Source organism: Yersinia sp. Marseille-Q5920 (genome assembly GCF_946902935.1).
Lineage (GTDB): Bacteria > Pseudomonadota > Gammaproteobacteria > Enterobacterales > Enterobacteriaceae > Yersinia > Yersinia rochesterensis.
In genome coordinates this window covers 12,525-37,051 of sequence record NZ_CAMPQA010000017.1, presented here as the reverse complement: position 1 = coordinate 37,051, position 24,527 = coordinate 12,525, and the positions used below count along the sequence as shown (strand labels likewise).

The window sequence follows — 24,527 nt, the reverse complement described above, 5'->3', positions numbered from 1 at the left end:
GAGTAAGATTATTCAGTAACTCGCAAGGTGTGTCACAATAACTGTCAAGCAGGCACCACTGCATTAATAAATGGGTTCATTGTGACACTCACTTTCGGGCTGACCGGTTTTATGAAAAAGAATGGGTACTTTGTTTTACATCGATATAACCCCCTACTCTGTCTGTTATTCACACTTTTTTGCGCGTCACTTATCGCGACTTCAACTATAACCTTTGCGGCGACAGTATCAGACACTACAACGGAAGGCAGTGAGGAACCGGTAAAACCTGCGGTATCAGTTCAATTAATTAGCTTGCAAAAACAGTTAGATAAACTCAAACAGAGTGTGTCAGTCAGTACATCGGACAATCAGTTAAGTACGCTGAATGAAACAGCATTGACACTGGTTCAGGATGTCGACATTCTGCTAGCCGATTTGAAGCCCAAGCGGGAACAACTGCAAACACAGTTGGATGTTTTAGGCCCACCGCCAGCCGCAGGAACACTGGCTGAAACTCCGATAGTCGCTCAACAACGCCGTGCGCTAAACACCCGAAAAGTCCAGTTAGAGGGCCAGAATGATCAAGCTCAGGCCATCAAAGTCAACGCAGAGAACTTGGCTGCACAGATTGTTGCGTTACGGCGAACTGCGCTGAAATCACAAATTGCCTTAAATTCCGGCAGCATCTTAGGGGCTAAATTCTGGGCGCCTATCGTCAATCCCAATGCCGACGATGACCAGCGGTTGAAAGGTTTTGTGCAAGAACTGGCGGATGCCTGGCATGCTGCTTGGGAGCCGGAATGGCGCACGGGCACGGTAATGTACCTGTTGCTGACCCTGTTGATCGGCGCATTTGGCTTTAAGCTCCTCGACAAACTGACGGCCTGGTTTTGTGCCAAGTGCTTGCCCCAAGGCCCACTACGCCGCAGTTTTATGGCCTCAGCCACCACTTTATACACGGTGCTGATTACCGTCACGATAGCGCAATGTATCACCCAGGTATTCACCCGCACGCCGGATGTCTCACCGCTGGTGATGAATTTTGCACTGGCATTTGTTCAACTGATGTTTTTCTCCGCGTTGGTCGCGGGTCTTGGCCGCGCGTTTTTATCCAATCAGCGTCCCTCATGGCGGCTACCCGCCATTGCCGATGAAGTCGCCGCGTCTCTCAAGCTGTTTCCTCCGTTATTAGCCAGTTGCATCATGATTTTTGGTGCTATTGATCAGATGAATAACATGATCAATATCAGCGTATCAGGGACAATTTTTGGCAATGGTATCTCGGCCCTGCTGATGGCGCTGACTGCCGCGATTATCCCATTACGCGCCAACCGAATACGCCGCCAGCTGATAGTCAATGGTGAAAAGCCGGAAGCTTATTCCACTCTGGCCGGATTAATTCACTTGGCCATCGGCATTACTGCAGTAGCCATATTATTGTCATTGTTGGTGGGATATATCGCACTGGCGAAATTTTTAAGTTACAAACTGGTATGGGTTTGCCTGGTGCTGGCCTGTTTATATTTACTGACCCATCTTTGTGTCGATTTAGCAGAAAGTCTCTTTTCCCCCACCAGCAGTGCCGGCAAAGCGATTAAGCAGTCGCTCAATATTGACGATCGCCATTTGGCGCAAGCGGCAACATTATTATCAGCGACCAGCAAAGTGACGCTGATATTACTGGCTATTATCGCGCTGTTTAATGGCACTTTTGGCTCGACAACCCCGGTTTCACTGCTACAAAAGACTATGGAGCTCTTGGGTGGCGAGGGGTTGGAAAAACTTAATATCGTGCCAACCAATTTGCTTAATGCGGTTATTTGTTTGCTGGTTGGGTTATATGTGCTCAAAGCAGCACGGCGTTGGCTAAGTACTGAATTCCTGCCGAAAACTCAAATGGATTCCGGTATAAAAACCTCGGCAATCACCCTGTTCAGTAATATCGGTTATGTGCTGGTGATACTGCTGACCTTATCGGTGCTCGGTATTCAGTGGAATAAATTAGCCTGGATTGTCAGTGCATTATCAGTCGGTATCGGCTTTGGCTTGCAGGAGATTGTGAAAAACTTTATTTCCGGCATTATTCTGCTCACCGAACGGCCGGTCAAAGTGGGAGATTTAATCAGTATTAGTGGGGTTGAGGGGGATATTCGGCGCATCAATGTCCGTGCCACAGAAATCCAACTCAGTGACCGCTCGACGGTTATCGTGCCCAACTCTCAATTGATTTCGCAGAATGTCCGCAATGCGACTATGGCTAATGCGCAAGGGGTGGTGACCATTGCCCTGACATTCCCGCTAGATTTAGATATTGAACTGGCGCAAGCGCTGTTGATAGAGGCGTATGAAGAACACGAATCGATACTCGACACCCCGGCCCCATCAGTGAAATTTAGCCAGTTAAGCCCAGATGGCATTGTGCTCAGTGTCACCGGTTTAGTCCCCAGCCCACGAATGGTCAGTAACACCAAAAGTGAGTTGTTATTCAGCATATTAAAACGGCTGCGGGCCTCAGGGGTGTCTCTGGCAATGGCAGCGCCGACCAAAAGCATACCGACCGCGAATTAACCGGATAATTAATAGAGAGTGGGCCATAAGCAATATCAATACGATAAAACTTATGGCCCCTGAATGACTTATTTCGCCGGGCTGAGACTAAATACTTTCGGATTGCGCCCTAACCATTAAGCAGCTAACGCACTGTTTTTACTTACGCCCACTTCAGCGCTGGATCAAATAGCGGATGGTCGGGCCATCTTGCTGAATATCCAATACTGTATAGCCGTAATTTCGGGCATCTAACGGAATATTATTAATGGATTGTGGGCAGTCGCTGATCACTTCCAGAATTTCACCCGGTTTCAGTTGCGGCATAGCTTCGAGCGTCGCGACCGCCGGGTATGGGCAGGGTTCGCCCACCATATCCAACCGGTAATCCGGCACGATAGCGGTTGGGATTGCTGAACTATCAATGGCTAAATTATCAACTGATGAAGAGTGGCTCATGATGGCTCCTTAACCAAAGTGGATGCGGCAGCTTTCTGTTGGCGGAAGAAGCGTTTTTCCCACCACAGCATGGCGGCAAACGCGATGGCTAACATCAGGTAAGTCACCAGCAATCCGCCGATCGGCCCGAAAGTTTCCAGCAGGTTAACTTTGTCATAATTGGTTGCCAATGCTGGGGCAAAATCGTCCCAATAATACGCCAAAATAGTCGCGCCAATAATATTCCCCAGCCCCACCCACCAATAGTGAATTTGCCCTTCTACCGCGCGATACATCCAGCCCGTTTCACAACCACCGGCGAGCACGATACCAAAACCAAACAGTAACCCTCCGATCACCGCATTTGGCCCTGCCCACAAAATCTTGGGCGCAACCCCCAGTTGGACATAACTGAATATCCCAATAGCACTGACCGCCATCCCCAGAATAATCGCCTTCGCCATGTGAGTGCGCCCGGTGATCCACAGATCACGGAATGCCGAGGTAAAGCAAATCTGCGCCCGTTCAATCAGCAAGCCAAAACCAATGCCACATAGCATGGCGATGCCCAGTTTCGGGTGGCGGAATAGCTCAATCAATGACCAGCCCAACGCCAGAACAAACACCACCATGCCGAGACGAAAACGTCGTGCAGCCCTGGCGGGATGCTGAGTCAGCGGCGAGGCTGATGTCATTTTTTGCAATTTCACCGGAATACGAAACAGCGGCAACAAAGTGAATTTGGCACCAAAATAGGAGCCTGCTGCCGTCGCGAGCGCGAAGAACCAGGCGTGCAGTGAAAACTGTGGAATGCCGGTAAAGAAAGCCGCCAGATTACAGCCCATTGCTAAGCGCGCACCAAAACCGGCGATAATGCCGCCCACCAGCGCTTGAGCAATGCGAATATTATGCTGGGGCTTTCGCAATTTCACATTGTTAGCCCACAGTGCAGCGGCGATACATCCGGCAAACATGCCGATGATCATCATGCCGTCGATGCGATCTAATGGCGTCCCTTCCAATCCGATAACTTTAAAATAACCCCACTCTTGCGGATGCGCGCCAAACAGTTGCATCAGATGGCCGCCCCAGCGCGTGAATTCGCCTGTCACCGCCCAAAAAGTGCCCGTCAAACCAAAGTAATAAGTCGATAAAATACCTGCGGCGATTACTGCCGGCAGTGGGGCCCAGAAGCGCACCAAATATTGAGATTTAAACATCTGCCAGCTCACACTGACACCTCCAAAATACGTGTTGTCGCCGACAAAATGAGGGTCATATGCCGTGACGAGGAAATAGACCTATCTATAATAAGCCAATTATTTGGTTAAGGGAGATATGACGTATTGAAAATTAGATGTTAACCAGAAGTTATCCTGCTCAAAGGGGAGTATTGGGCAAGGGATAAGTATTTCGAATCAAAGTGGGTCATCTTCATCCGAGGATTGATAATCCAGGGACAAAGCCAAGCGCAAGATAGCCGCCACCGGCTCAAATAAGGGTTCGGGAATGGTATCGCCACACACCACATCGCGGTGCAATGCCCGTGCCAGCGCAATATTTTCCACAATAGGAATTCCTTGCTGTTGCGCTAATTTGATAATCAATGCCGCTCGTTCGTCTTTACCTTTTTCAATCACGACCGGAAGCGGGGCATCATCAGGGTGATAAAATAGACACACCGCAAAATGGGTGGGATTACGCACCACCGCCGTGGAGCGCTGAACATTTTTAGCAAAACTGCCGCTTTGCACCTCTTGCTGCAACTGCCGCCGTTTTTGCTTAATATGCGGATCCCCATCGCTGTCTTTGTATTCTCGCTTGACCTCTTCATGAGACATTTTCAGTTGTTTCAGGGTGTTATAGCGTTGAAAACTATAATCCAGCAGAGAAAAAACGCCATAACAGGCAATCAATGCACCTAATAGCCAACTCATTAATGTGCCAAATACTGGAATAGCGCAGTGACTGCCACAATAGGCCAGATAACCAAAAGAGCTGGCATATCGCGCTAATAAATAGCCGAAAATTAGGGTTAACACCCCCACTTTCAGTAATGATTTGGTCAACTCAAACAGGCTACGCAATGAAAAAAGCTGTTTAGCATTATTGATGGGATTGATGTGTTCGCCTTTGAACGCCACCGCCTTAGTCGCTAATAACGGCCCGACCTGCGCCATACCGGCCATTATCGTCATTAAGATCAGTGCCCCGCCCAATATCCCCATAATGTGGATAACCACCGCCATGCACTCTGCCCCAATACGCGCCAGTGCGAAAGTGAAGGGTTGCTGTAATTGTTTGATTGAACTGCGAATAAGAGCGCCGATTTGCTCGAGCAAGCTGTCGCCCACCAGCAAAAAATAAGCCACCAGCACCACCAACTGTATCCCCGAGGTTATCTCGACACTTTTAATCACCTGCCCTTTTTCCCGAGCTTCTCTCAGCCGTTTAGCTGTGGGCTTTTCATTCTTTTCACTGCTTTCACCGCTCATTATTATCCCCTTTTATCAGCGGGATAAGTGTGCTTATTTTTTGTTCGGTTTGATTAATGCCGACCAAATAGTGATGCAATGCATAAGGCAGACTGATCAGTAACAACAGCAGGGCTAAGGCACTTTTGATCGGCATGGCCAGGAAGAATACATTCAGTTGTTGAGATGAGCGATTGATTAATCCTAAAGATAAATCCGCTAAAACCATTACCAACATCGCCGGTAAGGCAAAGCTTAGACAGAGTTCATACATCAGCCGCCATTCACTTTGCAAAAATTGCAGCATGGCCGATGAGGGCTGAATCCCACTGCCCGCAGGCAAGATTTCATAGGAGCCATAAAGTGCTAACAGCACCAGATTAAACCCGCCTGAAATCAGAAATAGGACGGTCAATATTTGTGTAAATAACACCCCAAAAATGGAGGACTCCATCCCCATGCTGGGGTTAAATAATGTCGACATGGTGGCACCGCGTAAGGTGTCAATCAGGAAGCCCGCCATATCAATCGCCCAAAAAGGCAATGCGGCGACAAAACCAATCATCACCCCAATCATTAGCTCGATGCATAACAACCAGAACCACCCAGTGAGGTTACCCTGATGCAGTAATGTGGTGGTAAAAAACAGCGGAGTGACTGGCAGGGCGATGGCAAAAACCACACTATTACGCAATAAACTACTGCCCAAACTGCGGGCGGTAAACAGAGGTAATATCAGCAACATACCGTAAGGGCGCATCATCGCCAGCCCCAAAGCCCCTATCCAATGTAGAGCATCATGCATATCAAGACCGCATACTGGTTATCTGCAAAAAGGTCTGCTGGGTATAATTCAGCAATGTCGATCCCATCCAATGATAGGTAATCAATAACGTGGCTGATACAGCCAGTAATTTAATCAAGAATTGTAATGTTTGGTCCTGTATTTGGGTTAACGCCTGTAACAAGCTAACCACTAATCCAACCACTGACGCCACGACCACCACCGGCATCGAGAGTAATAAAACTATCCATAACAATTGAGTCGCCAGATGAACCACAATGGCCGTGCTCATTGCTGCTTCCTTTGATGGAAATTCACAAGTAAGACCCTACTAACTGCCCTAGCAGTAGCCCCCAACCATCTATAAGTATAAAAATCAATAACTTGAATGGGAGTGAAATGGTAATGGGCGAAACCATCATCATCCCCATGGCCAGCAAAATGTTGGAGACAATTAAATCAATCGCCACAAAGGGCAGGTAAAGCAGCAAGCCGATTTTGAATGCCTCGGTCAACTGACTAAGAGTAAAAGCGGGCATTAATATCAGTAATGAATGGGATTTGATGGTGTCGCGATAGCGTTCCGGCCACTTAGTTTGGACAATATCATTGAAGAAATTGATCTGTTCCGCATCAGTATTCCGTTGTAAAAAATCGCGGTAAGGCCCCAGCGCACGCTCATCAATATGATGCAGCAAAGCACCAATATCATTGGGCAGCGGCTCATCCTGGAGGCGAGCATGCACATCCAACCCGACCGGGGCCATAATAAAAATGGTTAACACCAGCGCCAGACCATAAATAGCAATATTGGGCGGCACCTGTTGGACACCCAGGGCATTACGCAGCAATGAAAAAACAATTGATAGCTTAAGAAATGATGTCCCCATCACCATCAACAAGGGGAGCAATGACAGGATAAAAAGCAGGACAATTAATTGAGAGGACGAATTCAGCAACTCCATAATCTATTCCGCAAAAATCGGCCTGTTGGGTGAAGAAGAATGCCCCTAGTATTTATCGATTCACCGCGATCCCCTATCAGGTCATGGCCTGAATAAACGTCGCTGCGGCATCAAGTGTGCCGATTGTTATCCACAACAATTGGTGTTGCAGCAAGGCAGCCAGTGAATAAATCCCGATGAGCTGACTCAGGTCAGTGATTCGGGTGCATGAGCGCCGCTAACACCGCTGCGGCATCAAGTGTGCCGATTGTTATCCACAACAATTGGTGTTGCAGCAAGGCAGCCAGTGAATAAATCCCGATGAGCTGACTCAGGTCAGTGATTCGGGTGCATGAGCGCCGCTAACACCGCTGCGGCATCAAGTGTGCCGGATAAACCACTGATCGATACGCACCACCATCTGCCCATCACAACACAACAAACTGCCACTACCGACGGGCTGCCCCTGTAGCCGGATATTCACTTCACCATAAAGGTGGGTTTGGCAAACCAATGTTTGCCCGACATCTAACTGTTTGATGTCACTCAGCGGCAATGTCAGGCGGCCAATTTCCATGACCAGTATTTGCGGTAATTGCTCAAGTTGCACCGCCTGTGGCATTTTCGGCAGCGCGGCAATATCCAGCACGAGCAGGGCGTCAATATCGTCATTAACTTGTTGAATGGTCATTCTGTTTCCATCTTCCAGTTTGATGTGAATCTGCGGTAATTCCCTTTGCCATAACCAACAATTCCCTTGTTCCCATTCAGCGGCACAGTTGATTCGCACCCCATCCCCCGGCCTGATTTGTTGCAATTGATGCAGTGATAATCGGCTCCACCCCACCACTAGCTCCGCCTGCCACTGGAGGTCATGCTCGGTAACCCGCTCTTGGTGCCAGTCGGACAAAGTTTCAGCTAACGCCGCCAAAGGCCAGTCAAACAACACGCCACTGAGTGACTGGCCTTCCAGCTCGAAAGCCAACACCACCGCCCATTGGGGCAGAAGTGTCATCGCCACTGGCGCGGGGGCATCAATCGCCAACTCGGGCAGCACAGCAGACAAGGGGCTGACAGCCCAAATAGCCATGGCACTGACCAATTCAGTCGCCAGTAAATGGGGATTATCGGTAGCCAATGAAGCTGCTAGCCAGTGGTTCCAACAAATCTGTGATAGCCAGCAACCGCACGACTTGCCAGCATAGTGAAGTGGCAGGTAAACACCCTCGCCCTCGACCTGCGCCAATGTGGCGCAAACACCGCTGGAATGACGCCCACGCCCAATCACAGCACTGATATGGCGTAATTCAGCCGACAATATCGCCATCATGGGTCACCTCCAACACGCAAGGGAAGCCCAATTGATGCAGTTGTTGTTGCCAGCGAGATTGCAGGCGCTGTAGGCGCTCGGCCAAACCCCAGTTGCCGTGACTGAGCACAATAACCAAACCATGAGCCGCCAGACTGACATGAACCCGAGTGCCAGCCAGTGCCCCACTGACGATGCGGTAGTCCGTCTGCATCACATTTTCATGACCCGAGTTCGCCATTGCATAGGCCATATCCTGCATGGAAGATGAACGCAGAGGGAGATAGCGGGAAAATTGCTGTTTTTGTCTCTCATTACCTAAATTTTGCGACGGTTCGCCGCTAAAGTGTCCCTCACTGAGGGGCGGTATTGCACCTTCAACATCGATTCGACTCATCTTTGATTAACATCCGTAATTTTTCCTGCTCGCGCTGATTAGTCCGTAATAGCGCCAGTTGTGCTGTAATGGCGGCTTGCTGTTGCAGCCGTCGAGCCGCTAGCTCAGCGAGTGATTTTTGCAGCCGCCGCTCCCCCTGATAGGTTTGGTGCTGCAAAGCTCTTTGATCCCGCGCTTCGGTCGGGTTCAGCGTACCGCGCCATTGAGCAAGTATTTGTAATTGCTGACATAGCCCTTGGCGTGTTTGATGGAAGTGCGCCAATTGCTGTTCTTGTTGTTGCTCTTCTTGCTGCAAACTTATTAATTGGCGACGCAATCGGCGCTCTTGGTGTTGGCGCAATGCCAGTAAGCGCAGAAAAATCGCTAATGTGGGATGGCTTAACCCAGTGCTTGCGCGAGCTGCGCCAAGGTGTGAGTAAGCCCGGCGGTGTCGGTTTCGCGCGCGAATAATGCATTCTCCTGTTGCAAGAAAGCACAAATAGCCGGGTAGCGCTGTAGCGACTCATCGGCTTGTAAATCTTGCCCTTCCTGATATTCACCCACTCGCACCAGCAATTCGATTTCCTGATAGCGGGCCTGTAGATGGCGCAGTTTTTGTGCCAATGCCCGATGCTCCGCACTGACAATTTGCGGCATGATACGGCTGACACTGGCGGCAATATCAATGGCCGGATAATGCCCGGCCCCCGCCAGTTGTCGCGATAAAACAAGGTGCCCGTCCAACAGCGAGCGCACCTCATCGGCCACCGGCTCATTCATGTCATCGCCCTCGACCAGCACGGTGTAAAAAGCCGTGATACTGCCGCGCTCGCTATTACCCGCCCGCTCAAGTAACCGCGGCAGGGCCGCAAAAACACTGGCGGGGAAACTGCCCATCACCGGGTGTTCCCCCGCCGCCAAGCCAATTTCACGCGCCGCCCTGGCGTAGCGGGTGAGCGAATCGGCCATTAACAGCACTTTCAACCCGCGCTCACGGAAATATTCGGCTACTGTGGTGGCGGTATAAAGACCTTTTAGCCGCTCCAGCGCGGGGCGATCGGAAGTGGCCACCACCACCACAGTGCGGGCGCGAGTTTGGGGCGTGAGCACTTGCTCGAGGAATTCCCGCACTTCTCGGCCGCGTTCACCAATCAGCGCCAACACGGTAATATCCGCCGAACAGCCGCCACATAACATGCTCAATAAGCTGCTTTTCCCTACTCCGGCGGCGGCAAAAATCCCCATTCGCTGCCCTTCGCCACAGCTCAATACGCCGTCAATGGCGCGAATACCGGTGGTCAATATTTGCTGGACGGGTTGGCGAGTGAGTGGGTCTGGCGGCGGGCAATCCAATTCACACCAATGTCCGCTCAGGGGCGAGCCACCGTCCATCGGCTCCCCCAAACCGTCCAATACCCGCCCGACCAAATCATCCCCAACTCTGACACGGTGCGCATACCCCAGTGGAGAAATCCATTGACCACATCGCAAGCCAACGGAAGAGGAAAACGGGGATAACAATGCCGTTTGCTGCTCAATGGCGACCACTTCAGCCAACCTATCCGGTGAGGCGATTTGGCATAATTCCCCCAGCGCCACACCGGGTAAATGGGCGCGTAACAGTGTTGGGCCGACATCCAAGATCGGCCCGCAAGACACCATGCCGCTTGGCGGGCAAGGCGGTAAGCGCAATTGTTGCTGCAACTGGGTGCTTAATCGTGCGATATCAGGCGGTTTCATCAAGCTCATCTCCGATAAGCTCGATGGTGCTTGCCACCTTAATATTCATTTCATCGCCCAATTCCTGCCAGGAAAGCACCGGCAGCGCAAAAATATCCCGCTCAACAATTTTGCGCAGAAAACGCCGCACATCAATGGTGGTCAGTAGCACCGCATCTGGGTTTTCAGCAAATGCGCTTTTTATTTTGTCGAGAATTAGCCGCGAGTGTTTATCTCCCAGAGCAGAATAGGTTCCCGCCGAGGTCTGGCGGATAGACTCGCGGATCAGGTTTTCAGCCCCTTCCCCCAACCGCAATACCGGCAGCCAAGCTTGGTTTTTGCTAAATCGGGCACACACATGGCGACGTAAGGCGATACGGACATATTCGGTCAGCATCACGATGTCTTTCTCTTTGGGCGCCCACGCCACCAGCGCGCCAAAAATAGTGCGCAAATCGCGGATCGAAACATCCTCCTCCACCAGCCGTTGCAGTATTTCTGCTACTTTTCCGACCGGCATTTGGCGCTGTAGTTCTTTGACTAACTCGCCGTAACGCGCTTCCATGGCATCCATCAGATAACGGGTTTCCTGCACGCCGATAAACTCGGCGGTATGCCGTTCAAGTACCCGAGTTAAGCAATGAATAATGCGCTGATGCCCTTGCGCATAAGGGAGACCCAAAGTGCTGGCATGCCCCCCTTGTTCAGCGGCCAACCACTCAAAAGCGCCCATTTTCATGCCCAGAGTTTGGCTGCGAGTCGCCAGTGCCGCACTGGGCTGGAGCAGTAATAAGTCATCGGCAGGTAAAATCAATTTCAGCACTTGCTCCTGATAAACCCGAATTGACAGCTCATTTTCGGCCAATGTCGGAGAACTGCGGATAACTACCTCGGGCAATGGCACACCAAGATGCTCAAACCAGCGCCAGCGCAGGCCATCAATGTCCCGCCCCAAATGGGGATAATGTAAATTGGGGGCGCAATACAACATCAGCGGCACCGCGCCAGGCGTCATGGTGTTAGCCGACGAAAGCATATTCTTGCCGCTGGCACTGGCCCCGGCACTCTGCTGCTTTTTCCGATACAGTAAAAATGCTGGGGTGGCGACCAGCGCGGCTAAAGTGATAAAAATCAGGAAAGGGAAACCCGGTAATAGAGCAAAAACGGTCAAAATGGCTGCCGCCAGCCACAAAGCATCGGGTTGACGCCCCACCTGCACGGCTAAGTCTTTGGCCAAGCTCTGTTTATCACTGCCGGGAACGCGGGTAACAATAATCCCGGCGGTGATAGAAATCAGTAATGACGGGATTTGAGCACATAAACCATCGCCGACGGATAACACCGCATAAGTGGTCATCGCCTGTTCCGCCGACATATTATGTTGCAGCACCCCAATAGTGATGCCGCCAATAATATTCACCAGAATGACAATAATTCCGGCAATGGCGTCCCCTTTAACAAACTTCATCGCCCCGTCCATGGCACCAAACAGGCGGCTTTCTTTTTGCACCCGCTCGCGCAAGCGCCCAGCTTCGGCGGAGTCAATCACCCCGGCTCGCATATCACCATCAATGCTCATTTGCTTGCCCGGCATGCCGTCGAGTGAAAAGCGGGCGCTCACTTCGGCGACGCGCTCCGAGCCTTTGGTAATCACGATAAACTGCACCACGGTGATAATGGTAAAAATGATCAACCCCACCGCCAGATTGCCCCCAACCACAAACTGACCGAATGCCTCGACAATTTCACCGGCATCGTGCTGGAGCAACACCAGCCGCGTGGTGCTGATGGTCAGTGCCAGCCGATAAAGTGTGGTGATAAGTAGCAGCGACGGGAAAACCGAGAATTCGAGCGGATCGCGCAGATAAATTGAGATCATCAGCAGGATAACGGAGAACGCGAGGTTAACAGCAATCAGCACATCCACCATGACGGTGGGCAGTGGCAAGATCATCATAAAGATCGCCACCAGCAACATGATCGCTAAGAAAACATCCTGCCGCGCCGCGATCATCATCAGGCCGCGTGTCAGGGCCGATTCTCTCATCGGTATTCTCCTGGCAAGCGGCGGAGTAAAGCGCACTGTTGCTGATAAAGCTGATACCAACACTCGGCTCCCGATGACGCCGGAGGGGAGCAACTGACCATCATGCCCATTTTCAATAAGTAAATGCGCTGAGGAACCCCATTAAAACGTTCGAGTTGCCAACATTCCTGTAGCAGCAATAAGTCCTCATGGTGATAATGCCGATGTTGCACGCCCGTGGTCAGTAATAGCCGCGCATTGCGCCACTCAAGGAAAATTCGCTGCGGCCCTATGTGCCATTCCATGCACGAGGTGATTGCCGAGCAAGGTAATTCCGCCATTTGGATGAACAGCTGGAGGTTACGGGTCGCGACTAAATCCATTTCCATCACCCGAAGCCCATTGATATACATTATTGAAATAATAAACAGCCAACAATTCTCACACTATCGGGCATTCGCCTGAATTGTAAAATCACATCTCCAGCAATACCGCCAAAACCTGCTGCTGCTGCTCTTGATCATTAAAACAATCAACCGGCATAAGGTTGAATAACTCATAAAATCGGCGAATAAATCTATTGCGTGTCTTGGTGTCCGGCCCAGTAATCACTTCAATCCGGGGCTGTAGCCAACGGCTAAATAGCCAAGGCTGGCCCACCACCGCCAACACTTCATGCAGAATCACATCCCCCGCCACGCCACAGGCCCTCCCCATGTGATTGCAATGATCTTCCAGCCCTAAAAACATCAGCAAACGACGAAGTTGATACAATGTGGCGGCCAGACGCTCACCACGTTGAGGGGGCGGTTGAGAAGCTAAATCAAATGCCACCGCGCGCATTAATACCCGCACACGTTGCTGGCGCTGCGGCCAGCGGCTAACCTGCGAAAACCACTCTGCAACGGACAACTCATTTTGCTCAATACTTTGTGCGAACAATTGCTTGATAGCACCTAGCCCTTGGCTTTCCTGACTGCCCAGTTCGAACAAACCAAATAACTCGATTTCCCAGCCGCCCTCTTCCAATAGCGGTTCAAGTAATTGCGATAAGCTGCGGCGGCGTAACGGATTATTTTTGCTGTAGGCCAGCATCGCGGCCAGCAACAAGATTTGCTGCCCTACCGATAGCCCCCCGTGGCGGAGTTGGCTGGCAAGTGACGAAATATCCATATCCAGCCGGATATTCTGCGGTAGCAGAGAATCAGCGCTACCGGATAACTGGGAGATTAACTTCACCAGTAACTCTTGGCGACGTTGGCTGCGTTCCTCAGCTTCGACAGATTTTTGATCTTTTAATCGGGATCCCAAACTCAGCCCGATTTCTTCCATGGTTTCTTCCAATGCAGTTTGTCTGACCTCCAACAATTCCATGCTGGCTAACGCCATAATCGAGTGCGCGGGTGTTATTTCGCCATGAAGCTCAGATCCATGGAGTGACGAACCATGAACAGCAAGGGTTTCGGACACATTATGGGCATTTATCATGCTCGGCTCCTGATGAGATGAATTCCTGCTTTGGTGATTCCTGTAACCACTGAAGAAGTTGCGATAAATGGTGCTGAAGAGAAAGTGTGATTTGCAACATCGGCGAGCTTAATTGCGCCTGATCTGACGCCATTTTTTCATCTGCGATGCACCGCACTCGCGCCCCTAAAGCAGAGGCCACGGCAGAAAAATGCTGGGGATGAACACGCAGCATCAGCCCATGCAACACCTGCGCATCGTCGAGAGCCATTTTCTCGACTTGCGCCCCCAAGCGGTGGATGAGAATCTGGCTCGCCTCTTGCTCCCCGGCCCAAGCAGTTACCACCGACGCAATCGCCGCCAAAATAAGCTCCCGAGCCTGTGTAATCAGTACAGATTCCAGTTGCTCTGCCGCCACTAACCAGCTGACATGCTGCGCTAACACATCAATTTCCAGTTGGCTCCGCGTGTGTTCGAGCAGCTTATCCACCTGTTGTTGCGCCTGGGCCAGTAGCCGCGCACTCTCGGCCTGCGCGCTTTGCACTATGTCTGCTGCTTGCCTGTGAGCATCTGACACCCTATCGCGACACTGTTCCATTTCCTGTAACTGAGCCGCTGGGATAACACCGCCAAGAGGCAGTGAAAAATCAAATTTTTCCACTCGAATCTGAAAAGGATTCACAACAAACGCTCTAACCGGGTTAACCAATGATCAACCGAAAGGGATAGCGCCCGCGGCAAAGATAACGCCCGTGTTAACGGAGGTAACGAAATAGACATTGCCCGCCACACCACATCATCACCGCGGGCACCATGAGCAAGACTCTGCCCCAACCGCAAAGCAACAGCGGGCAATTGTTGTGGATTTAATCTGGCAGGAAGGTGGCCGCGATACCCCATCCCCATAAGTTGCTGAATATCGTCCTCACTTAATAGCGGCGAGAGTGACTGCCGGTAACTGCGAAAGCGCAGATAATCATCACACTGTAAATGAACCAATCCCAACGCCAAACAGCGGGCCGACAAGCGCTCAGATGCCACTATTTGACATTGCTGTTGCTGACTCAAGACGGCGGGCAGCGCCTGTTGAGGAAAGTTTCGCAAGCGATTTAGCTCCGCATTCAACGCGGTATCCAGCAATTGGCTGCGGCCATAACAATAACTTTCTGTGTTAACGCCAGCCGCCGCCAACCACAATGGATGGGCAAATTGGGCTGGCCGCCAGGCTAACTGATGCAAATAACGAATATCGGGAGTTAACGGCAATATCATCCTTTCCTCCGGCCATTTATCGCCGCAGATAGCGCAATAAGCAGGCGGTCGACAGCCCGACCAACAACACCAGCAACGCGCCTAAGACGATTTGTAATGTCGCGGCATGACGTAATAGCCATTGTAGGGCCGCTTCTGAGTGGCTTTGTTGCCGTGTTACCGGGGCAGTGAATCGATAATTAGCGGGCTGCATCACCACACTAATTTGTGAAAAATCAATCCCAGGAATACCATCGCGGACCAGGTTCTTAATTTGTGGCTGATAGCTCAGTAAATTGACCTCTGGCGAATATTTTATAAACACCGAGGCAGCATGGGGGACACTGCTTTTCCCGTCTGTCGGCGCTGGCATGGCAATGGTCACATCAGCTTGAATCACCCCATCCATATGGCTCAGCATACTTTCCAACTGTTGCTCTTTTAAATAGACCATTTTGGCCTGTTCTTGCCCCGGCGAAGTCACCAACTGATTCGACGGGAACAGCTGATCCACGGTGGCAAAGCGCTGGCGAGGAAAACCATGCTGGCGTAGCAGCTCCACCGCGTTAATAAACTGACTTTTATCGACATTCAGCCCGACCGTCCCGCCTTTCTCAGATTGTTTTTCCGCTTTGATTTGGTGCAACATCAATAACGCCAGCATCTGGTTAGCTTCCCCTTCCGACAGCCCGCTATACAACTCCATACCACAGCCAGAAAGCGACATCACGACCAGTAATAGCGCTACCGTGCGCCGCACCTGTTTCATTGCATATTGACCAATTTATTAATGTTTTGCCCGATAACACCGGCAACTTTAGCCGTCAAATCAATGGCTAATGTGGCATGCATCCATTCAGACTGCATGGATAACAATGGGTCTGGAGACATCATGGCCGTGGCCGGTTCAGTCGGCTGCATTAACTGAGCAAACTTAGCGATGTGCTGGACGTCGGCAGGTGGCTGAGAGGGGATATTCAATTTAACGGCGGCTTTGATAGCATCAATTTCCATCGGATAATCTCGCTTTAATAAAAATGTTTATCGCGCAGGTTTACATCTTGGCAGAACAAGCAATCCCTTGTTGCAACAAAGCCAACATGCCCTGAGCCTCTTGAGAGGAGGACGTCGCCAATAACGCCAATGCCTCACTTTGGCGATTAATGCCAAATAACAGCATACCCTCACAGACTAAACGCACTTGAGGATCAGGAATTAACTGGGGCAATACGTTAAGAATATCGCGAGCCTCTGCCAGTAAGCTGTGATTAACTCCCGCCAATGCGGCTTCCACCACTAACTGGCGGCAAGGTGCTGAAAGTAAAATCATATTTTGGCAATAATCCCACTGGTCATATCCTTAATTCCCTTCATCAACGCACTGCTGAAATTGATATAAGACGAATACTGCTGCATCGCGAATTGCATCTTTAACATATGCTCAGGATCAGAGGGATTACCGGACGCCATTTGGCTTTGAAAATCCTGGCCAATCTTATTGATGCTCTGTGCCAACCCGTTCACTAACGCGTTTATGTCCATAACCCCTCCTATTCCATAAGTGACCGCATATGTGACGGGCACTGCTGAAAACGGCGACGAAAACTATCAGAGAAATGAGCGTGATTACTAAAGCCACACTCCAGGGCAATATCTGCTACCCGTAATCGCGTGGATAGCAGCAGTTCACACCCTTTTTTCAATCGTTGATCCAAAAGCCATTGCTTCGCAGACATGCCGAATTTTTCATAAAATAGGAAATTCAATTTACGGGTCGAAATACCTAATTCATTGGCATAACGCGAAACTGTCCAAGGGTTAAGGCGGTTTTTCTCAAAGAACTCCAGTAACTCATTATTAGTTCCGACAATTGATTCTAGTAGTCTGGAGAAATAAACAGGCTCCAGACCTAAACAATAAAGATAAAGAAATCGTAACGATGCACTTCGCTCAATATCAACTAACTGCTCAGCCGCGCAAATAATATCGTTATTAGCAGGTAATATCTTATAGCGTTCACAAACACTTGGGGGTAAGCGAAATTTATTCGGCTGCACCATCTTACTGGCTAAATCTTTGTATAGCGGTAAAAGATCGATAGAATGACATAATATTGAAATAAACGTACTTTGTGAAAAAGAGGACACACTCGCCTGCTCATCGGTAATCACTAAATTACCGGCAGGCACAGTATGGCCGACACCTTCAATGCGTAATATTCCCTCTTGCCGAAATAGAATAAATTTTATTGATTTCATCATATCCCTTCGAGTGTCATTGTCCTTGGACAAGAGTGACAAATAATACCGCTCAGGGTTATCCGTCTTAAACCTTAATCCCATTAATAATATTCTGTTGACTTTCTCCTGATAACTTAATGAACTCTTTAAGTGCGGCTAATATCTTCTTCTCCCCCGCAAGAGAGGCTAAGCTTTCGACAGTCTCTTTTTCAGTTGTGACCAATTTTGTTATAATAGCGTCTTTCGCATCACTGTCATGATTCATCCAGGTTCCTAAAGCCCCCGCCGCGACCACACTCATCATGGAGGTTAATATTGGGGCATAATTTTTAGCGAGTAAGCATAAACTATTATTAATAACCGGATGGATAAACCCTCCGATTACGCCGAGAGAAATCACAATTCCAGCTCTAATAAAATACGAAGTGAAGCGGGCAATTTTTTTAGCATTTATCGGTGATGCCTGGCAATGCCTAGCTAGCATAAAAACAGCTTGTTGTATGGCATCGCTGCCCATCGTCAGTTCTTCTTTATTTTGACTGGCGCAACTCCAGTTATGATAAGCACAGGCCAAATTAGACAGTGAGAGCATAAGATTTAAGCCCGCAATAACAGCAACAGGGGTTGCTACACCACCGCTACAAATACTGATCCCAACCCCGACAACAAACGAAGTCAGAGAAATAATCGATTCAATCACATTAATAAAAAATTGTTTCTTAGCTAATTTTACTCTGGCACTTTTTAATTCAACAAGCTCACAGTCTTGAGTGTCACCTAATCTATTAACGCCAATATTTGCCTCTTTAATAGCATTATTCTCAAGCTTTTTCATCAATTCAGTTAAAGCAAGAAGAATAGGTTTTTTATCATCAGATGCCGGATTGACACTTTTTTCCATAGAATTAAATGTGGAGATGACCTCTGGACACTGATTTATTTCGGATGCAGTTATTAGGCTCATAGTTATCCACCTTAAATATGGCTTATACGAACTGTATTATCTGTTTCAGATACTATTTAATAATTGATTGGCTTTTTCGGCCGTCGGAGCATATTCAGAGTTAAGATAGCTCATTTCAATGGCAGTTTGTAATGCTTCTCGGGCATCCGCTCCATTTCCCATGGCCTGTAAACAAACGGCCATTTGATAGACTGGTTCAGGATCTTGCGCCTCTAAAAGTAGTGCACAAGCATAAGCACTCAGCGCTAATGTAAACTCCTGCTGCATTTGCATGGCACCCGCCAAAGCCAAATGAAATTGCGGTTCTAGCGGGCAATGTAATGTCAGCCAAGAAAACTCCTCTATTGCAGCAATATAATTATCCACCAGCCAGGCCTGATAACCTCGTTCATATCTTGTATGCACCTCCTGAGGAGAAACATCCTGACTATCATTCATCATTTGTGTATTAATAATACCTTTGCACGTCAATGTGACATTTATTTTTTCGCAAATAGACTGTAACTTTTCGATATTATCCTCACTCATATCACCCCTTAGCTAACATCAAATAATAACCAATCATCACCATCAATATTTTTATTGAAAGCACCTTTGGCTATGAGCAACTTAATAAGGCGGCGACGTATTAACTGCAAAGTTGGGTTGGCAATATTATCAACAATCATCATTCTGATTATCGACAGGTCAGTAATACTCATACCTAATTGATGTAATAAATTAAATAATTTTAAAAAATCACCGGGCTGGCCATCATTATTTATGACCTCTAGATGGCAAATAATAAACTCACTGTGCTCAACCCGGTAAATGACACGATAGCCATAATGGAAAAACTCATGACCCATTTTAAATGCACTATTTTCAAAGTAAGCTATTTTGACTGTGCAGCCTTGATTACTTAAGTATTGTTCAGCATTACATGGGTTATATTTCATATATCATAACTTCACAGCCATGGAAATTTGGCCCATCATATTGCTTACGGCATTACACAAATCTTTCATGTTTTGGCGGGCTTCATTCATCTTATCCGACAACTCACTGATATTTTTACTATAAGATTGTGCACCAGTGCTTTGCAGATCACTGGTCATGCGTAGCAAATCAGCATTCCGCGCCATATCTCCTTCAACTAATTTACCGCTACCCGCACCAAGTTGCCCTAGCGCCGAGCCGCTATGTGTCGCAATATCACCGAGTTTTAAACTGGCCGCCGCCCCCACACCGCTAACCACACCCGAGAGAATAGTACAAACACCATTGGCAATGGCACCAGCCGCTGTTTTATCGATAGCTTCCCGCTTATTCTGCATTGAACTTACTTGAATATTCCAACCTAACATTTGTTGCTTTTGATTATAGGTATTCAATAAATCACGCATTTTTTTAAATAAAATATTCATTTGAAAAATGATATTGGACAAATCTGACAAGAAATTGGACAGGTCTGAGGTAAATTTATTTCCTATTTCTTCATTATCTTTTTCAGTAGCAATTTTATTTTGCTCAGGAAAAATTATTTTATGATTTACTGTCATATCCATAATAACCTCTCTATATCAATGAACTCGCAATACTGACCTGCAACATGCCATTCTGGCGGACATTGTCATTGAGTTTTGTCAATGTATCTTGCGCATCCTGGGACGTTTCTTTGAGTTGTTTAAGCTGATGCTGTTTATTTTTCTCTACCCATTCATCCATAAATTGAGTGAAATCTTGATCAAGAATTAATTTTTGAATCTCTTTTTGCAACCCGGAATTCTGAATAGATAACTGGCCATTATTAATTTGTACTGCCGCACTACTGCATTTTTGAATAATCAGTAAAGGTGACGTGGCAATATCTTTTAAAATGGTCTTAATTGATTTTTTCATAATCGCTTTGGTACATTGCCGGCCCAATTCTTCTGTGGTGAGAGTGACCCCTTTTTTTATTGCATCCTGAGCCAATTTTTTCGTCACCCCACTCACCAGTTTTTCAATGCCTTCGTGGGTAAATGATTTAGTGATATTACGCACCAAAGTCATTTCCGCCTTTACCGCTTGCTTAGCCGCCGTCGACGCCATATTAGAGGCCTCAACCATTTCTATTTCCATCGCTTTCATTGAGATATTACGGCTGACCTGCTGACTCACATCTTTACCGAACTGCCCAGCCAACTGCTCAACTTCTTCAGTCGCTCCGCGTTTGATAGCATCAGTCAGTGCTTCGCCGCCGCCCTTTGTCAGCACATCACCCGCGCCTTGGGTCACCGCACGGGCGGCATTGATTGCGCGGCCCGCCTGAAACAGGTCAATGGCCATAGCAAAACATTCAAAGCCAAGTTGTACTTTTCCTGCAACATCAATAACTTCCTGACATTTTTCCTTTGATGCACCCAATAACATTGCCGTTTCTGCTGCAGCTTTAACCAAACCTGCTGTGCCCGCCGCTAAATAAGCGACACCCGAGGTAATGGCGACGGGATCGCCAGTTAATACGCCCTCAACAACCTTCAGCGCGCCATAAACCACTTCGGCAGCCCCGATAATCCAATCAAATACGGCATTGAAAATGCCCGCTTTTTTGGCTTTATCTGCCTGTTCAATCGCCTTATCAATCTGTTTTTGATATTCAGCGACGCGTTTATCGCGCAAGAAAGCCTGCACATCTGTGGCACGTTCCATTTGCTTGCCGATCGACTTGCACAAATCAGAGAAAATCCCAAGATTCAGATTTCCGGCCATCGACATAATGAGTTGCATATCCGTGCTGCCCAGTCGGTCAAGCGAAAGTCGGTTATTGCCCACTTCATTTGAACCCGAGCGCGGTAAAGATGTTAGCAAGCGATCGAGTGCGCCTTGGGCATTTTGTCGCGTCACTTTGGGCGAGTTTGTATTGGCATCTATTAAGGGAGGAAACCCAGCAATACCGCGCCAGTCAGGCATTTTTACCGGCGATAAAGCCGAGCTTTTACCCGCATTCACCATTGCACAATCATTCAGAAAAGTGGCTTTAACACCTATCGCATCGGGCATGTCATACCTCCAACCGTAAAGCCGCTAAGCCGCGCTCGGCTCGTTGTTTCACTTCAGTCCATTCAGTGTGCGAATGGCACCAATTCAATGACATGCGGAAAGCTTTTTCCGCATAAACTCGGTTATTGCAGGCCACATAACATTCCGCAGCAGAACAAGATGGGCGGGGGTCATCGACCTGAATTTGTCCCGCACGACTAAAGCAATAAATTGCCTGATGGAAATCAGCCGTTTGCTGATAACACGCCCCCAACGTCAGCCAATAAGAGAAATTCCAATGATCCAGTCGCACTAATAGATTTAATAGCTGCTTGGCACTGTTATATTCCCTTCCCTGGCATAACTGAACGGTGTATTCATATACCAATGCCAAATCTTGTGGGTTCATTTTGGTTAACATGCGCAGAGAACCGCCACGCCTCATAAAATTAATAACCTCATCACTGGGTTGAATACTCATTTCACACCATCCTTACCCTCGCGATTGAGTTAGCAGAAACTTCGAGCAATCGTCATCAGTAAATCTTTTAAGCCGGTCTGCAATGTACTGATGTTATTGGAGCAAACGTTATAACTTTGCATTATTTTCTGTAACTGCAATTGATCCTGGCTCATGGTGTCCGTGGCCCGGCTCTTCTCATTATCTAATGAAGCTTTCACCGCCTGTAATTGCCCTTTATCCAGCTCTGGGCCATTCTTTTTTAAATACTCATCAATACTCATTCCATCAACGGTAATGCCATTTTTTCGCATAAAATCAATTACCGAGTCAGGTAGAGACTCTTTAGTTTTATCGTCTCCTTTCGCGGCTTTGGCAATAACCTCATCGACTTGGTTAGACATATCCTGCGTATCACTGGCATATTTTGAGCGCGCCTGCATAGCTTTAAAATTGTTACTGGCAATATTAGAAAGCACTTCAAGAAATGAATATAAGACTTCTAATCCTATACTGAAAATATCATCTGAGTCATTGATCGTATCTGACTCCGTTTTTTTTATTGCGTCCTTACCTAATGCTTTTCCCGCATATGTTGAAACGTGTCTTGGCATATCGATATAATTATTTGTTAACATATAGACACTCCTACATTCCAGTTAAAATAATATTTAAGGAAGATCATCGCTACCTGTGCTTATTCTCTGGGTATTAATATTCTTAAGTTGTGTTTCTAACTGTTTAAACTGTATGCTCATCTGAGAAATACAATCCATCATCTTGGCTTTTTCTTGTTTAAAACCATCAGGAAAAGCGGCATCCAGTCGTGATAACACTTCTCTTGCTTGACTATCATTATCTGCCCGCTGTTGTAGTAAGTTTATATGCTGTTGAAAAACCTTAAGTTTATCTATATCAGACTCTAACTTACTATACCTCCCCTGCAAATCACCCAGCATGTATTGAATAGGGTTACTATCATTCATATAATATATCCTTATCTATTCATGAGATATTAAATTAATTTTGCCTCATTCATTAATCAGTGTCTTTTATATTCACTGAATTTCTTTTAAAAATAGGCATAATAAATTGAATTACTTCTTGTAACGGAGAGTTAAGGTTTCTATGATTTTTTCTGCACTACCCAATGCTAATAACATATCATTAAGATACTTATAATTCTCCGGTGTTTGCTGGAGAGACAACTGATGAATAACTAATGATTTTTCTTTTATTAGCAACGACTTTTTCTGCTGAATGGATAAAGAGTCATACTTAACACAATCTTCCAGGTCCGTAATATGTCTCATCAATTAATTCCCTATTCTCAAAAATCCATCGGTATTTGTACTAAGTTAGATGCTTTTAATAGGGAGATACTCTGCTCTCCAATCAAAATAACCTTATAACCATTTCCCAACACAGCACCTTGCTGCAAACGAACACCATTAGCCAGTTGCACAAATTTTGAATGGCTATTTCCACCATAACTAACAATCGCCGCAGGGAGGAGTTGAGTGGCCTGATCCGAGGCTGGGATATTTTGATATCTGACTGGAAATACATCAGGTTGTTGACTGAGTGTCGCTAGCATTAACCTAAGATGTTGCTGCTGCTCGAGTGACAATACGCCGCTAATAACGATCTCTTTATTACTTTGCGTCATAGTTAGATAACTTAATAATCCCAATTCTTTGAAACGATCAATCAGAAGTGGGATTTGGCCATCATGAGGATTAATAACCGTCCAACCTTTTAAACCTACAATGGCTGCTAATGCTTCCTGAACACTTAACCATTTCGCCCCCATCTCAATAGCACCCTGGATAGCAACATATCCTGTTTTTTTACCGGCCTTAACGTCTATATCCTGATAACCATACTGGTGTAATACCTCACTGACACTGGCAATTAACCTATCATCACAAACTAGTTGATTACGAAATACCACATGGTTCGAAATCAAAAAATTCTGCAACTGGATAACTGCTGGGGATGATGCACAGTGACCGCTCAATACAACACTGCCATCAGCTAGCCAGGCGGCATTTACGCCCTCCAAAGTGGGCCTTTTTAATTGTTCCAATAATTGTGTTGGGATAGAGGGAGGAAGATAAGAAAAAAGCCGATTCGATTGCTGTGTAAACCAAAATATAAAAGAGAATAACAAGCCTAATAAGATAAATGTCGCCACAGATAAGCATAATAACAAGCGAGATCCTGAACGGCGGGTCACTCTTATTCCGCTCAAAACATCTTTCTCCTCGCCGAGCACCAATGCTAAACCCGCTGTTTCAATGACTTGCCGTAAAGGAACGGGTTGTTGTAAATCATGCCGCAAGCCATTAATCCAAACAACACCCGACACCTGTAGCATTATTTGGTTCTCGCTGATTATCAAGGTTAATATTTTCCCCTGATGTAATGGCAATAGCACATCCGCCCCCTGCTCCCCCAGAGTAAACACTCCCTCAGGCAAAATCAGTTCGCGGCCATTGAGTTCACCATCCAATATGCGAAGCTTGAATTGTACTACCATA

General features: G+C 47.6%; 31 protein-coding genes. 1 reads left to right on the top strand and 30 read right to left on the bottom strand.

The features are described 5' to 3' along the window. Nucleotides 1-81 precede the first annotated feature (81 nt). Nucleotides 82-2,550, top strand: coding sequence for a DUF3772 domain-containing protein (locus OVO64_RS18890; protein WP_162472778.1), 2,469 nt, complete (start codon nucleotides 82-84; stop codon nucleotides 2,548-2,550). Between the two features lie 153 nt (nucleotides 2,551-2,703). On the opposite strand, the gene yedF is transcribed toward OVO64_RS18890, so the two are convergent. The 30 genes from yedF to sctD form a co-directional block, all read right to left on the bottom strand. Next, nucleotides 2,704-2,988 carry a sulfurtransferase-like selenium metabolism protein YedF gene (yedF, locus tag OVO64_RS18885; protein ID WP_042562535.1) on the bottom strand — a complete coding sequence of 95 codons (285 nt, stop codon included), beginning with the start codon at nucleotides 2,986-2,988 and terminating at the stop codon, nucleotides 2,704-2,706. After that, the gene (gene yedE / locus OVO64_RS18880; protein WP_145586072.1) at nucleotides 2,985-4,199 is read right to left on the bottom strand and encodes a selenium metabolism membrane protein YedE/FdhT; all 1,215 of its coding nucleotides are present in this window, start codon (nucleotides 4,197-4,199) and stop codon (nucleotides 2,985-2,987) included. The genes yedF and yedE overlap by 4 nt, the downstream gene beginning before the upstream one ends. Nucleotides 4,200-4,385: 186 nt before the next feature. Next, complete coding sequence (locus OVO64_RS18875) at nucleotides 4,386-5,462, bottom strand: EscU/YscU/HrcU family type III secretion system export apparatus switch protein (protein ID WP_038637030.1); 1,077 nt, start codon at nucleotides 5,460-5,462, stop codon at nucleotides 4,386-4,388. Then, nucleotides 5,452-6,246, bottom strand: coding sequence for an EscT/YscT/HrcT family type III secretion system export apparatus protein (locus tag OVO64_RS18870; protein ID WP_038637032.1), 795 nt, complete (start codon nucleotides 6,244-6,246; stop codon nucleotides 5,452-5,454). Before OVO64_RS18870 ends, OVO64_RS18875 begins: the two co-directional genes overlap by 11 nt. A 1-nt stretch (nucleotide 6,247) precedes the next feature. Beyond that, a complete protein-coding gene (locus OVO64_RS18865) occupies nucleotides 6,248-6,517 on the bottom strand; it encodes an EscS/YscS/HrcS family type III secretion system export apparatus protein (protein ID WP_004391785.1) in 270 nt (89 codons plus the stop codon). A 22-nt stretch (nucleotides 6,518-6,539) separates the two neighbouring features. Further along, entirely contained in the window at nucleotides 6,540-7,190 is a 651-nt protein-coding gene (gene sctR / locus OVO64_RS18860; protein ID WP_038637034.1) for a type III secretion system export apparatus subunit SctR, read from the bottom strand. Between the two features lie 358 nt (nucleotides 7,191-7,548). After that, nucleotides 7,549-8,499 carry a YscQ/HrcQ family type III secretion apparatus protein gene (locus OVO64_RS18855; protein WP_267248944.1) on the bottom strand — a complete coding sequence of 317 codons (951 nt, stop codon included), beginning with the start codon at nucleotides 8,497-8,499 and terminating at the stop codon, nucleotides 7,549-7,551. Then, nucleotides 8,477-8,875 carry a hypothetical protein gene (locus tag OVO64_RS18850; protein WP_038637039.1) on the bottom strand — a complete coding sequence of 133 codons (399 nt, stop codon included), beginning with the start codon at nucleotides 8,873-8,875 and terminating at the stop codon, nucleotides 8,477-8,479. Before OVO64_RS18850 ends, OVO64_RS18855 begins: the two co-directional genes overlap by 23 nt. Then, a complete protein-coding gene (locus OVO64_RS18845; RefSeq protein WP_042562661.1) occupies nucleotides 8,856-9,230 on the bottom strand; it encodes a hypothetical protein in 375 nt (124 codons plus the stop codon). The genes OVO64_RS18850 and OVO64_RS18845 overlap by 20 nt, the downstream gene beginning before the upstream one ends. A gap of 23 nt (nucleotides 9,231-9,253) precedes the next feature. Continuing rightward, on the bottom strand, nucleotides 9,254-10,594 hold the full coding sequence (locus tag OVO64_RS18840) for an EscN/YscN/HrcN family type III secretion system ATPase (protein ID WP_038637040.1): 1,341 nt from the start codon (nucleotides 10,592-10,594) through the stop codon (nucleotides 9,254-9,256). Continuing rightward, the gene (locus tag OVO64_RS18835; RefSeq protein WP_038637041.1) at nucleotides 10,581-12,620 is read right to left on the bottom strand and encodes an EscV/YscV/HrcV family type III secretion system export apparatus protein; all 2,040 of its coding nucleotides are present in this window, start codon (nucleotides 12,618-12,620) and stop codon (nucleotides 10,581-10,583) included. Before OVO64_RS18835 ends, OVO64_RS18840 begins: the two co-directional genes overlap by 14 nt. Next, entirely contained in the window at nucleotides 12,617-12,988 is a 372-nt protein-coding gene (locus tag OVO64_RS18830) for a type III secretion system protein (protein WP_038637043.1), read from the bottom strand. Before OVO64_RS18830 ends, OVO64_RS18835 begins: the two co-directional genes overlap by 4 nt. An 85-nt stretch (nucleotides 12,989-13,073) precedes the next feature. Beyond that, on the bottom strand, nucleotides 13,074-14,087 hold the full coding sequence (locus OVO64_RS18825; protein ID WP_038637045.1) for a TyeA family type III secretion system gatekeeper subunit: 1,014 nt from the start codon (nucleotides 14,085-14,087) through the stop codon (nucleotides 13,074-13,076). After that, the gene (gene sctL, locus OVO64_RS18820; RefSeq protein ID WP_042562533.1) at nucleotides 14,071-14,748 is read right to left on the bottom strand and encodes a type III secretion system stator protein SctL; all 678 of its coding nucleotides are present in this window, start codon (nucleotides 14,746-14,748) and stop codon (nucleotides 14,071-14,073) included. The genes OVO64_RS18825 and sctL overlap by 17 nt, the downstream gene beginning before the upstream one ends. After that, entirely contained in the window at nucleotides 14,745-15,338 is a 594-nt protein-coding gene (locus OVO64_RS18815; RefSeq protein WP_038637047.1) for a type III secretion system domain-containing protein, read from the bottom strand. The genes sctL and OVO64_RS18815 overlap by 4 nt, the downstream gene beginning before the upstream one ends. A gap of 16 nt (nucleotides 15,339-15,354) precedes the next feature. Further along, nucleotides 15,355-16,086, bottom strand: coding sequence for an EscJ/YscJ/HrcJ family type III secretion inner membrane ring protein SsaJ (gene ssaJ, locus OVO64_RS18810; protein WP_038637049.1), 732 nt, complete (start codon nucleotides 16,084-16,086; stop codon nucleotides 15,355-15,357). Then, entirely contained in the window at nucleotides 16,083-16,331 is a 249-nt protein-coding gene (gene sctI, locus OVO64_RS18805) for a type III secretion system inner rod subunit SctI (RefSeq protein ID WP_038637051.1), read from the bottom strand. Before sctI ends, ssaJ begins: the two co-directional genes overlap by 4 nt. Nucleotides 16,332-16,371: 40 nt before the next feature. Next, nucleotides 16,372-16,647, bottom strand: a complete 276-nt coding sequence (locus OVO64_RS18800) for an EscG/YscG/SsaH family type III secretion system needle protein co-chaperone (protein ID WP_032820404.1) — start codon at nucleotides 16,645-16,647, stop codon at nucleotides 16,372-16,374. Further along, a complete protein-coding gene (sctF, locus tag OVO64_RS18795) occupies nucleotides 16,644-16,859 on the bottom strand; it encodes a type III secretion system needle filament subunit SctF (RefSeq protein WP_032820403.1) in 216 nt (71 codons plus the stop codon). The genes OVO64_RS18800 and sctF overlap by 4 nt, the downstream gene beginning before the upstream one ends. Before the next feature lie 8 nt (nucleotides 16,860-16,867). Next, entirely contained in the window at nucleotides 16,868-17,575 is a 708-nt protein-coding gene (locus OVO64_RS18790; RefSeq protein WP_186377392.1) for a helix-turn-helix domain-containing protein, read from the bottom strand. A 67-nt stretch (nucleotides 17,576-17,642) separates the two neighbouring features. Then, nucleotides 17,643-18,521: a hypothetical protein gene (locus tag OVO64_RS18785; protein ID WP_038637057.1), complete on the bottom strand. Its 879-nt coding sequence runs from the start codon at nucleotides 18,519-18,521 to the stop codon at nucleotides 17,643-17,645. Nucleotides 18,522-18,566: 45 nt separating this feature from the next. Continuing rightward, entirely contained in the window at nucleotides 18,567-19,049 is a 483-nt protein-coding gene (locus OVO64_RS18780; RefSeq protein WP_038637059.1) for a tetratricopeptide repeat protein, read from the bottom strand. A gap of 8 nt (nucleotides 19,050-19,057) precedes the next feature. Next, entirely contained in the window at nucleotides 19,058-19,459 is a 402-nt protein-coding gene (locus tag OVO64_RS18775) for a pathogenicity island 2 effector protein SseE (protein WP_038637061.1), read from the bottom strand. 3 nt (nucleotides 19,460-19,462) lie between these two features. Further along, nucleotides 19,463-20,068 carry a chemotaxis protein gene (locus OVO64_RS18770; RefSeq protein ID WP_038637063.1) on the bottom strand — a complete coding sequence of 202 codons (606 nt, stop codon included), beginning with the start codon at nucleotides 20,066-20,068 and terminating at the stop codon, nucleotides 19,463-19,465. 10 nt (nucleotides 20,069-20,078) lie between these two features. After that, nucleotides 20,079-21,497, bottom strand: coding sequence for a type III secretion system translocon subunit SctE (gene sctE, locus OVO64_RS18765; RefSeq protein ID WP_315850458.1), 1,419 nt, complete (start codon nucleotides 21,495-21,497; stop codon nucleotides 20,079-20,081). Nucleotides 21,498-21,546: 49 nt separating this feature from the next. Further along, nucleotides 21,547-22,005: a SycD/LcrH family type III secretion system chaperone gene (locus OVO64_RS18760; RefSeq protein WP_038637067.1), complete on the bottom strand. Its 459-nt coding sequence runs from the start codon at nucleotides 22,003-22,005 to the stop codon at nucleotides 21,547-21,549. Between the two features lie 29 nt (nucleotides 22,006-22,034). After that, nucleotides 22,035-22,622, bottom strand: coding sequence for a chemotaxis protein (locus OVO64_RS18755; protein WP_145509466.1), 588 nt, complete (start codon nucleotides 22,620-22,622; stop codon nucleotides 22,035-22,037). 33 nt (nucleotides 22,623-22,655) lie between these two features. Continuing rightward, complete coding sequence (locus OVO64_RS18750) at nucleotides 22,656-22,970, bottom strand: chromosome partitioning protein ParA (protein ID WP_267248943.1); 315 nt, start codon at nucleotides 22,968-22,970, stop codon at nucleotides 22,656-22,658. A 111-nt stretch (nucleotides 22,971-23,081) separates the two neighbouring features. After that, nucleotides 23,082-23,297 (bottom strand): EscE/YscE/SsaE family type III secretion system needle protein co-chaperone, encoded by a 216-nt coding sequence (locus OVO64_RS18745; protein WP_038637071.1) that lies wholly within the window; start codon nucleotides 23,295-23,297, stop codon nucleotides 23,082-23,084. Nucleotides 23,298-23,314: 17 nt separating this feature from the next. Next, nucleotides 23,315-24,526, bottom strand: coding sequence for a type III secretion system inner membrane ring subunit SctD (gene sctD, locus OVO64_RS18740; protein WP_038637073.1), 1,212 nt, complete (start codon nucleotides 24,524-24,526; stop codon nucleotides 23,315-23,317). Nucleotide 24,527: the final 1 nt, after the last annotated feature.

Bases quoted from the DNA above. Each gene is read 5' to 3' on its own strand.
- yedF (WP_042562535.1), bottom strand. From the start codon at position 2,988: ATGAGCCACTCTTCATCAGTTGATAATTTAGCCATTGATAGTTCAGCA.
- OVO64_RS18875 (WP_038637030.1), bottom strand. From the start codon at position 5,462: ATGAGCGGTGAAAGCAGTGAAAAGAATGAAAAGCCCACAGCTAAACGG.
- OVO64_RS18870 (WP_038637032.1), bottom strand. From the start codon at position 6,246: ATGCATGATGCTCTACATTGGATAGGGGCTTTGGGGCTGGCGATGATG.
- OVO64_RS18865 (WP_004391785.1), bottom strand. From the start codon at position 6,517: ATGAGCACGGCCATTGTGGTTCATCTGGCGACTCAATTGTTATGGATA.
- sctR (WP_038637034.1), bottom strand. From the start codon at position 7,190: ATGGAGTTGCTGAATTCGTCCTCTCAATTAATTGTCCTGCTTTTTATC.
- OVO64_RS18855 (WP_267248944.1), bottom strand. From the start codon at position 8,499: ATGATGGCGATATTGTCGGCTGAATTACGCCATATCAGTGCTGTGATT.
- OVO64_RS18850 (WP_038637039.1), bottom strand. From the start codon at position 8,875: ATGAGTCGAATCGATGTTGAAGGTGCAATACCGCCCCTCAGTGAGGGA.
- OVO64_RS18840 (WP_038637040.1), bottom strand. From the start codon at position 10,594: ATGAAACCGCCTGATATCGCACGATTAAGCACCCAGTTGCAGCAACAA.
- OVO64_RS18835 (WP_038637041.1), bottom strand. From the start codon at position 12,620: ATGAGAGAATCGGCCCTGACACGCGGCCTGATGATGATCGCGGCGCGG.
- OVO64_RS18830 (WP_038637043.1), bottom strand. From the start codon at position 12,988: ATGGAAATGGATTTAGTCGCGACCCGTAACCTCCAGCTGTTCATCCAA.
- OVO64_RS18825 (WP_038637045.1), bottom strand. From the start codon at position 14,087: ATGATAAATGCCCATAATGTGTCCGAAACCCTTGCTGTTCATGGTTCG.
- OVO64_RS18815 (WP_038637047.1), bottom strand. From the start codon at position 15,338: ATGATATTGCCGTTAACTCCCGATATTCGTTATTTGCATCAGTTAGCC.
- ssaJ (WP_038637049.1), bottom strand. From the start codon at position 16,086: ATGAAACAGGTGCGGCGCACGGTAGCGCTATTACTGGTCGTGATGTCG.
- sctI (WP_038637051.1), bottom strand. From the start codon at position 16,331: ATGGAAATTGATGCTATCAAAGCCGCCGTTAAATTGAATATCCCCTCT.
- OVO64_RS18800 (WP_032820404.1), bottom strand. From the start codon at position 16,647: ATGATTTTACTTTCAGCACCTTGCCGCCAGTTAGTGGTGGAAGCCGCA.
- sctF (WP_032820403.1), bottom strand. From the start codon at position 16,859: ATGGACATAAACGCGTTAGTGAACGGGTTGGCACAGAGCATCAATAAG.
- OVO64_RS18790 (WP_186377392.1), bottom strand. From the start codon at position 17,575: ATGAAATCAATAAAATTTATTCTATTTCGGCAAGAGGGAATATTACGC.
- OVO64_RS18785 (WP_038637057.1), bottom strand. From the start codon at position 18,521: ATGAGCCTAATAACTGCATCCGAAATAAATCAGTGTCCAGAGGTCATC.
- OVO64_RS18780 (WP_038637059.1), bottom strand. From the start codon at position 19,049: ATGAGTGAGGATAATATCGAAAAGTTACAGTCTATTTGCGAAAAAATA.
- OVO64_RS18775 (WP_038637061.1), bottom strand. From the start codon at position 19,459: ATGAAATATAACCCATGTAATGCTGAACAATACTTAAGTAATCAAGGC.
- OVO64_RS18770 (WP_038637063.1), bottom strand. From the start codon at position 20,068: ATGGATATGACAGTAAATCATAAAATAATTTTTCCTGAGCAAAATAAA.
- sctE (WP_315850458.1), bottom strand. From the start codon at position 21,497: ATGGTGAATGCGGGTAAAAGCTCGGCTTTATCGCCGGTAAAAATGCCT.
- OVO64_RS18760 (WP_038637067.1), bottom strand. From the start codon at position 22,005: ATGAGTATTCAACCCAGTGATGAGGTTATTAATTTTATGAGGCGTGGC.
- OVO64_RS18755 (WP_145509466.1), bottom strand. From the start codon at position 22,622: ATGTTAACAAATAATTATATCGATATGCCAAGACACGTTTCAACATAT.
- OVO64_RS18750 (WP_267248943.1), bottom strand. From the start codon at position 22,970: ATGAATGATAGTAACCCTATTCAATACATGCTGGGTGATTTGCAGGGG.
- OVO64_RS18745 (WP_038637071.1), bottom strand. From the start codon at position 23,297: ATGAGACATATTACGGACCTGGAAGATTGTGTTAAGTATGACTCTTTA.
- sctD (WP_038637073.1), bottom strand. From the start codon at position 24,526: ATGGTAGTACAATTCAAGCTTCGCATATTGGATGGTGAACTCAATGGC.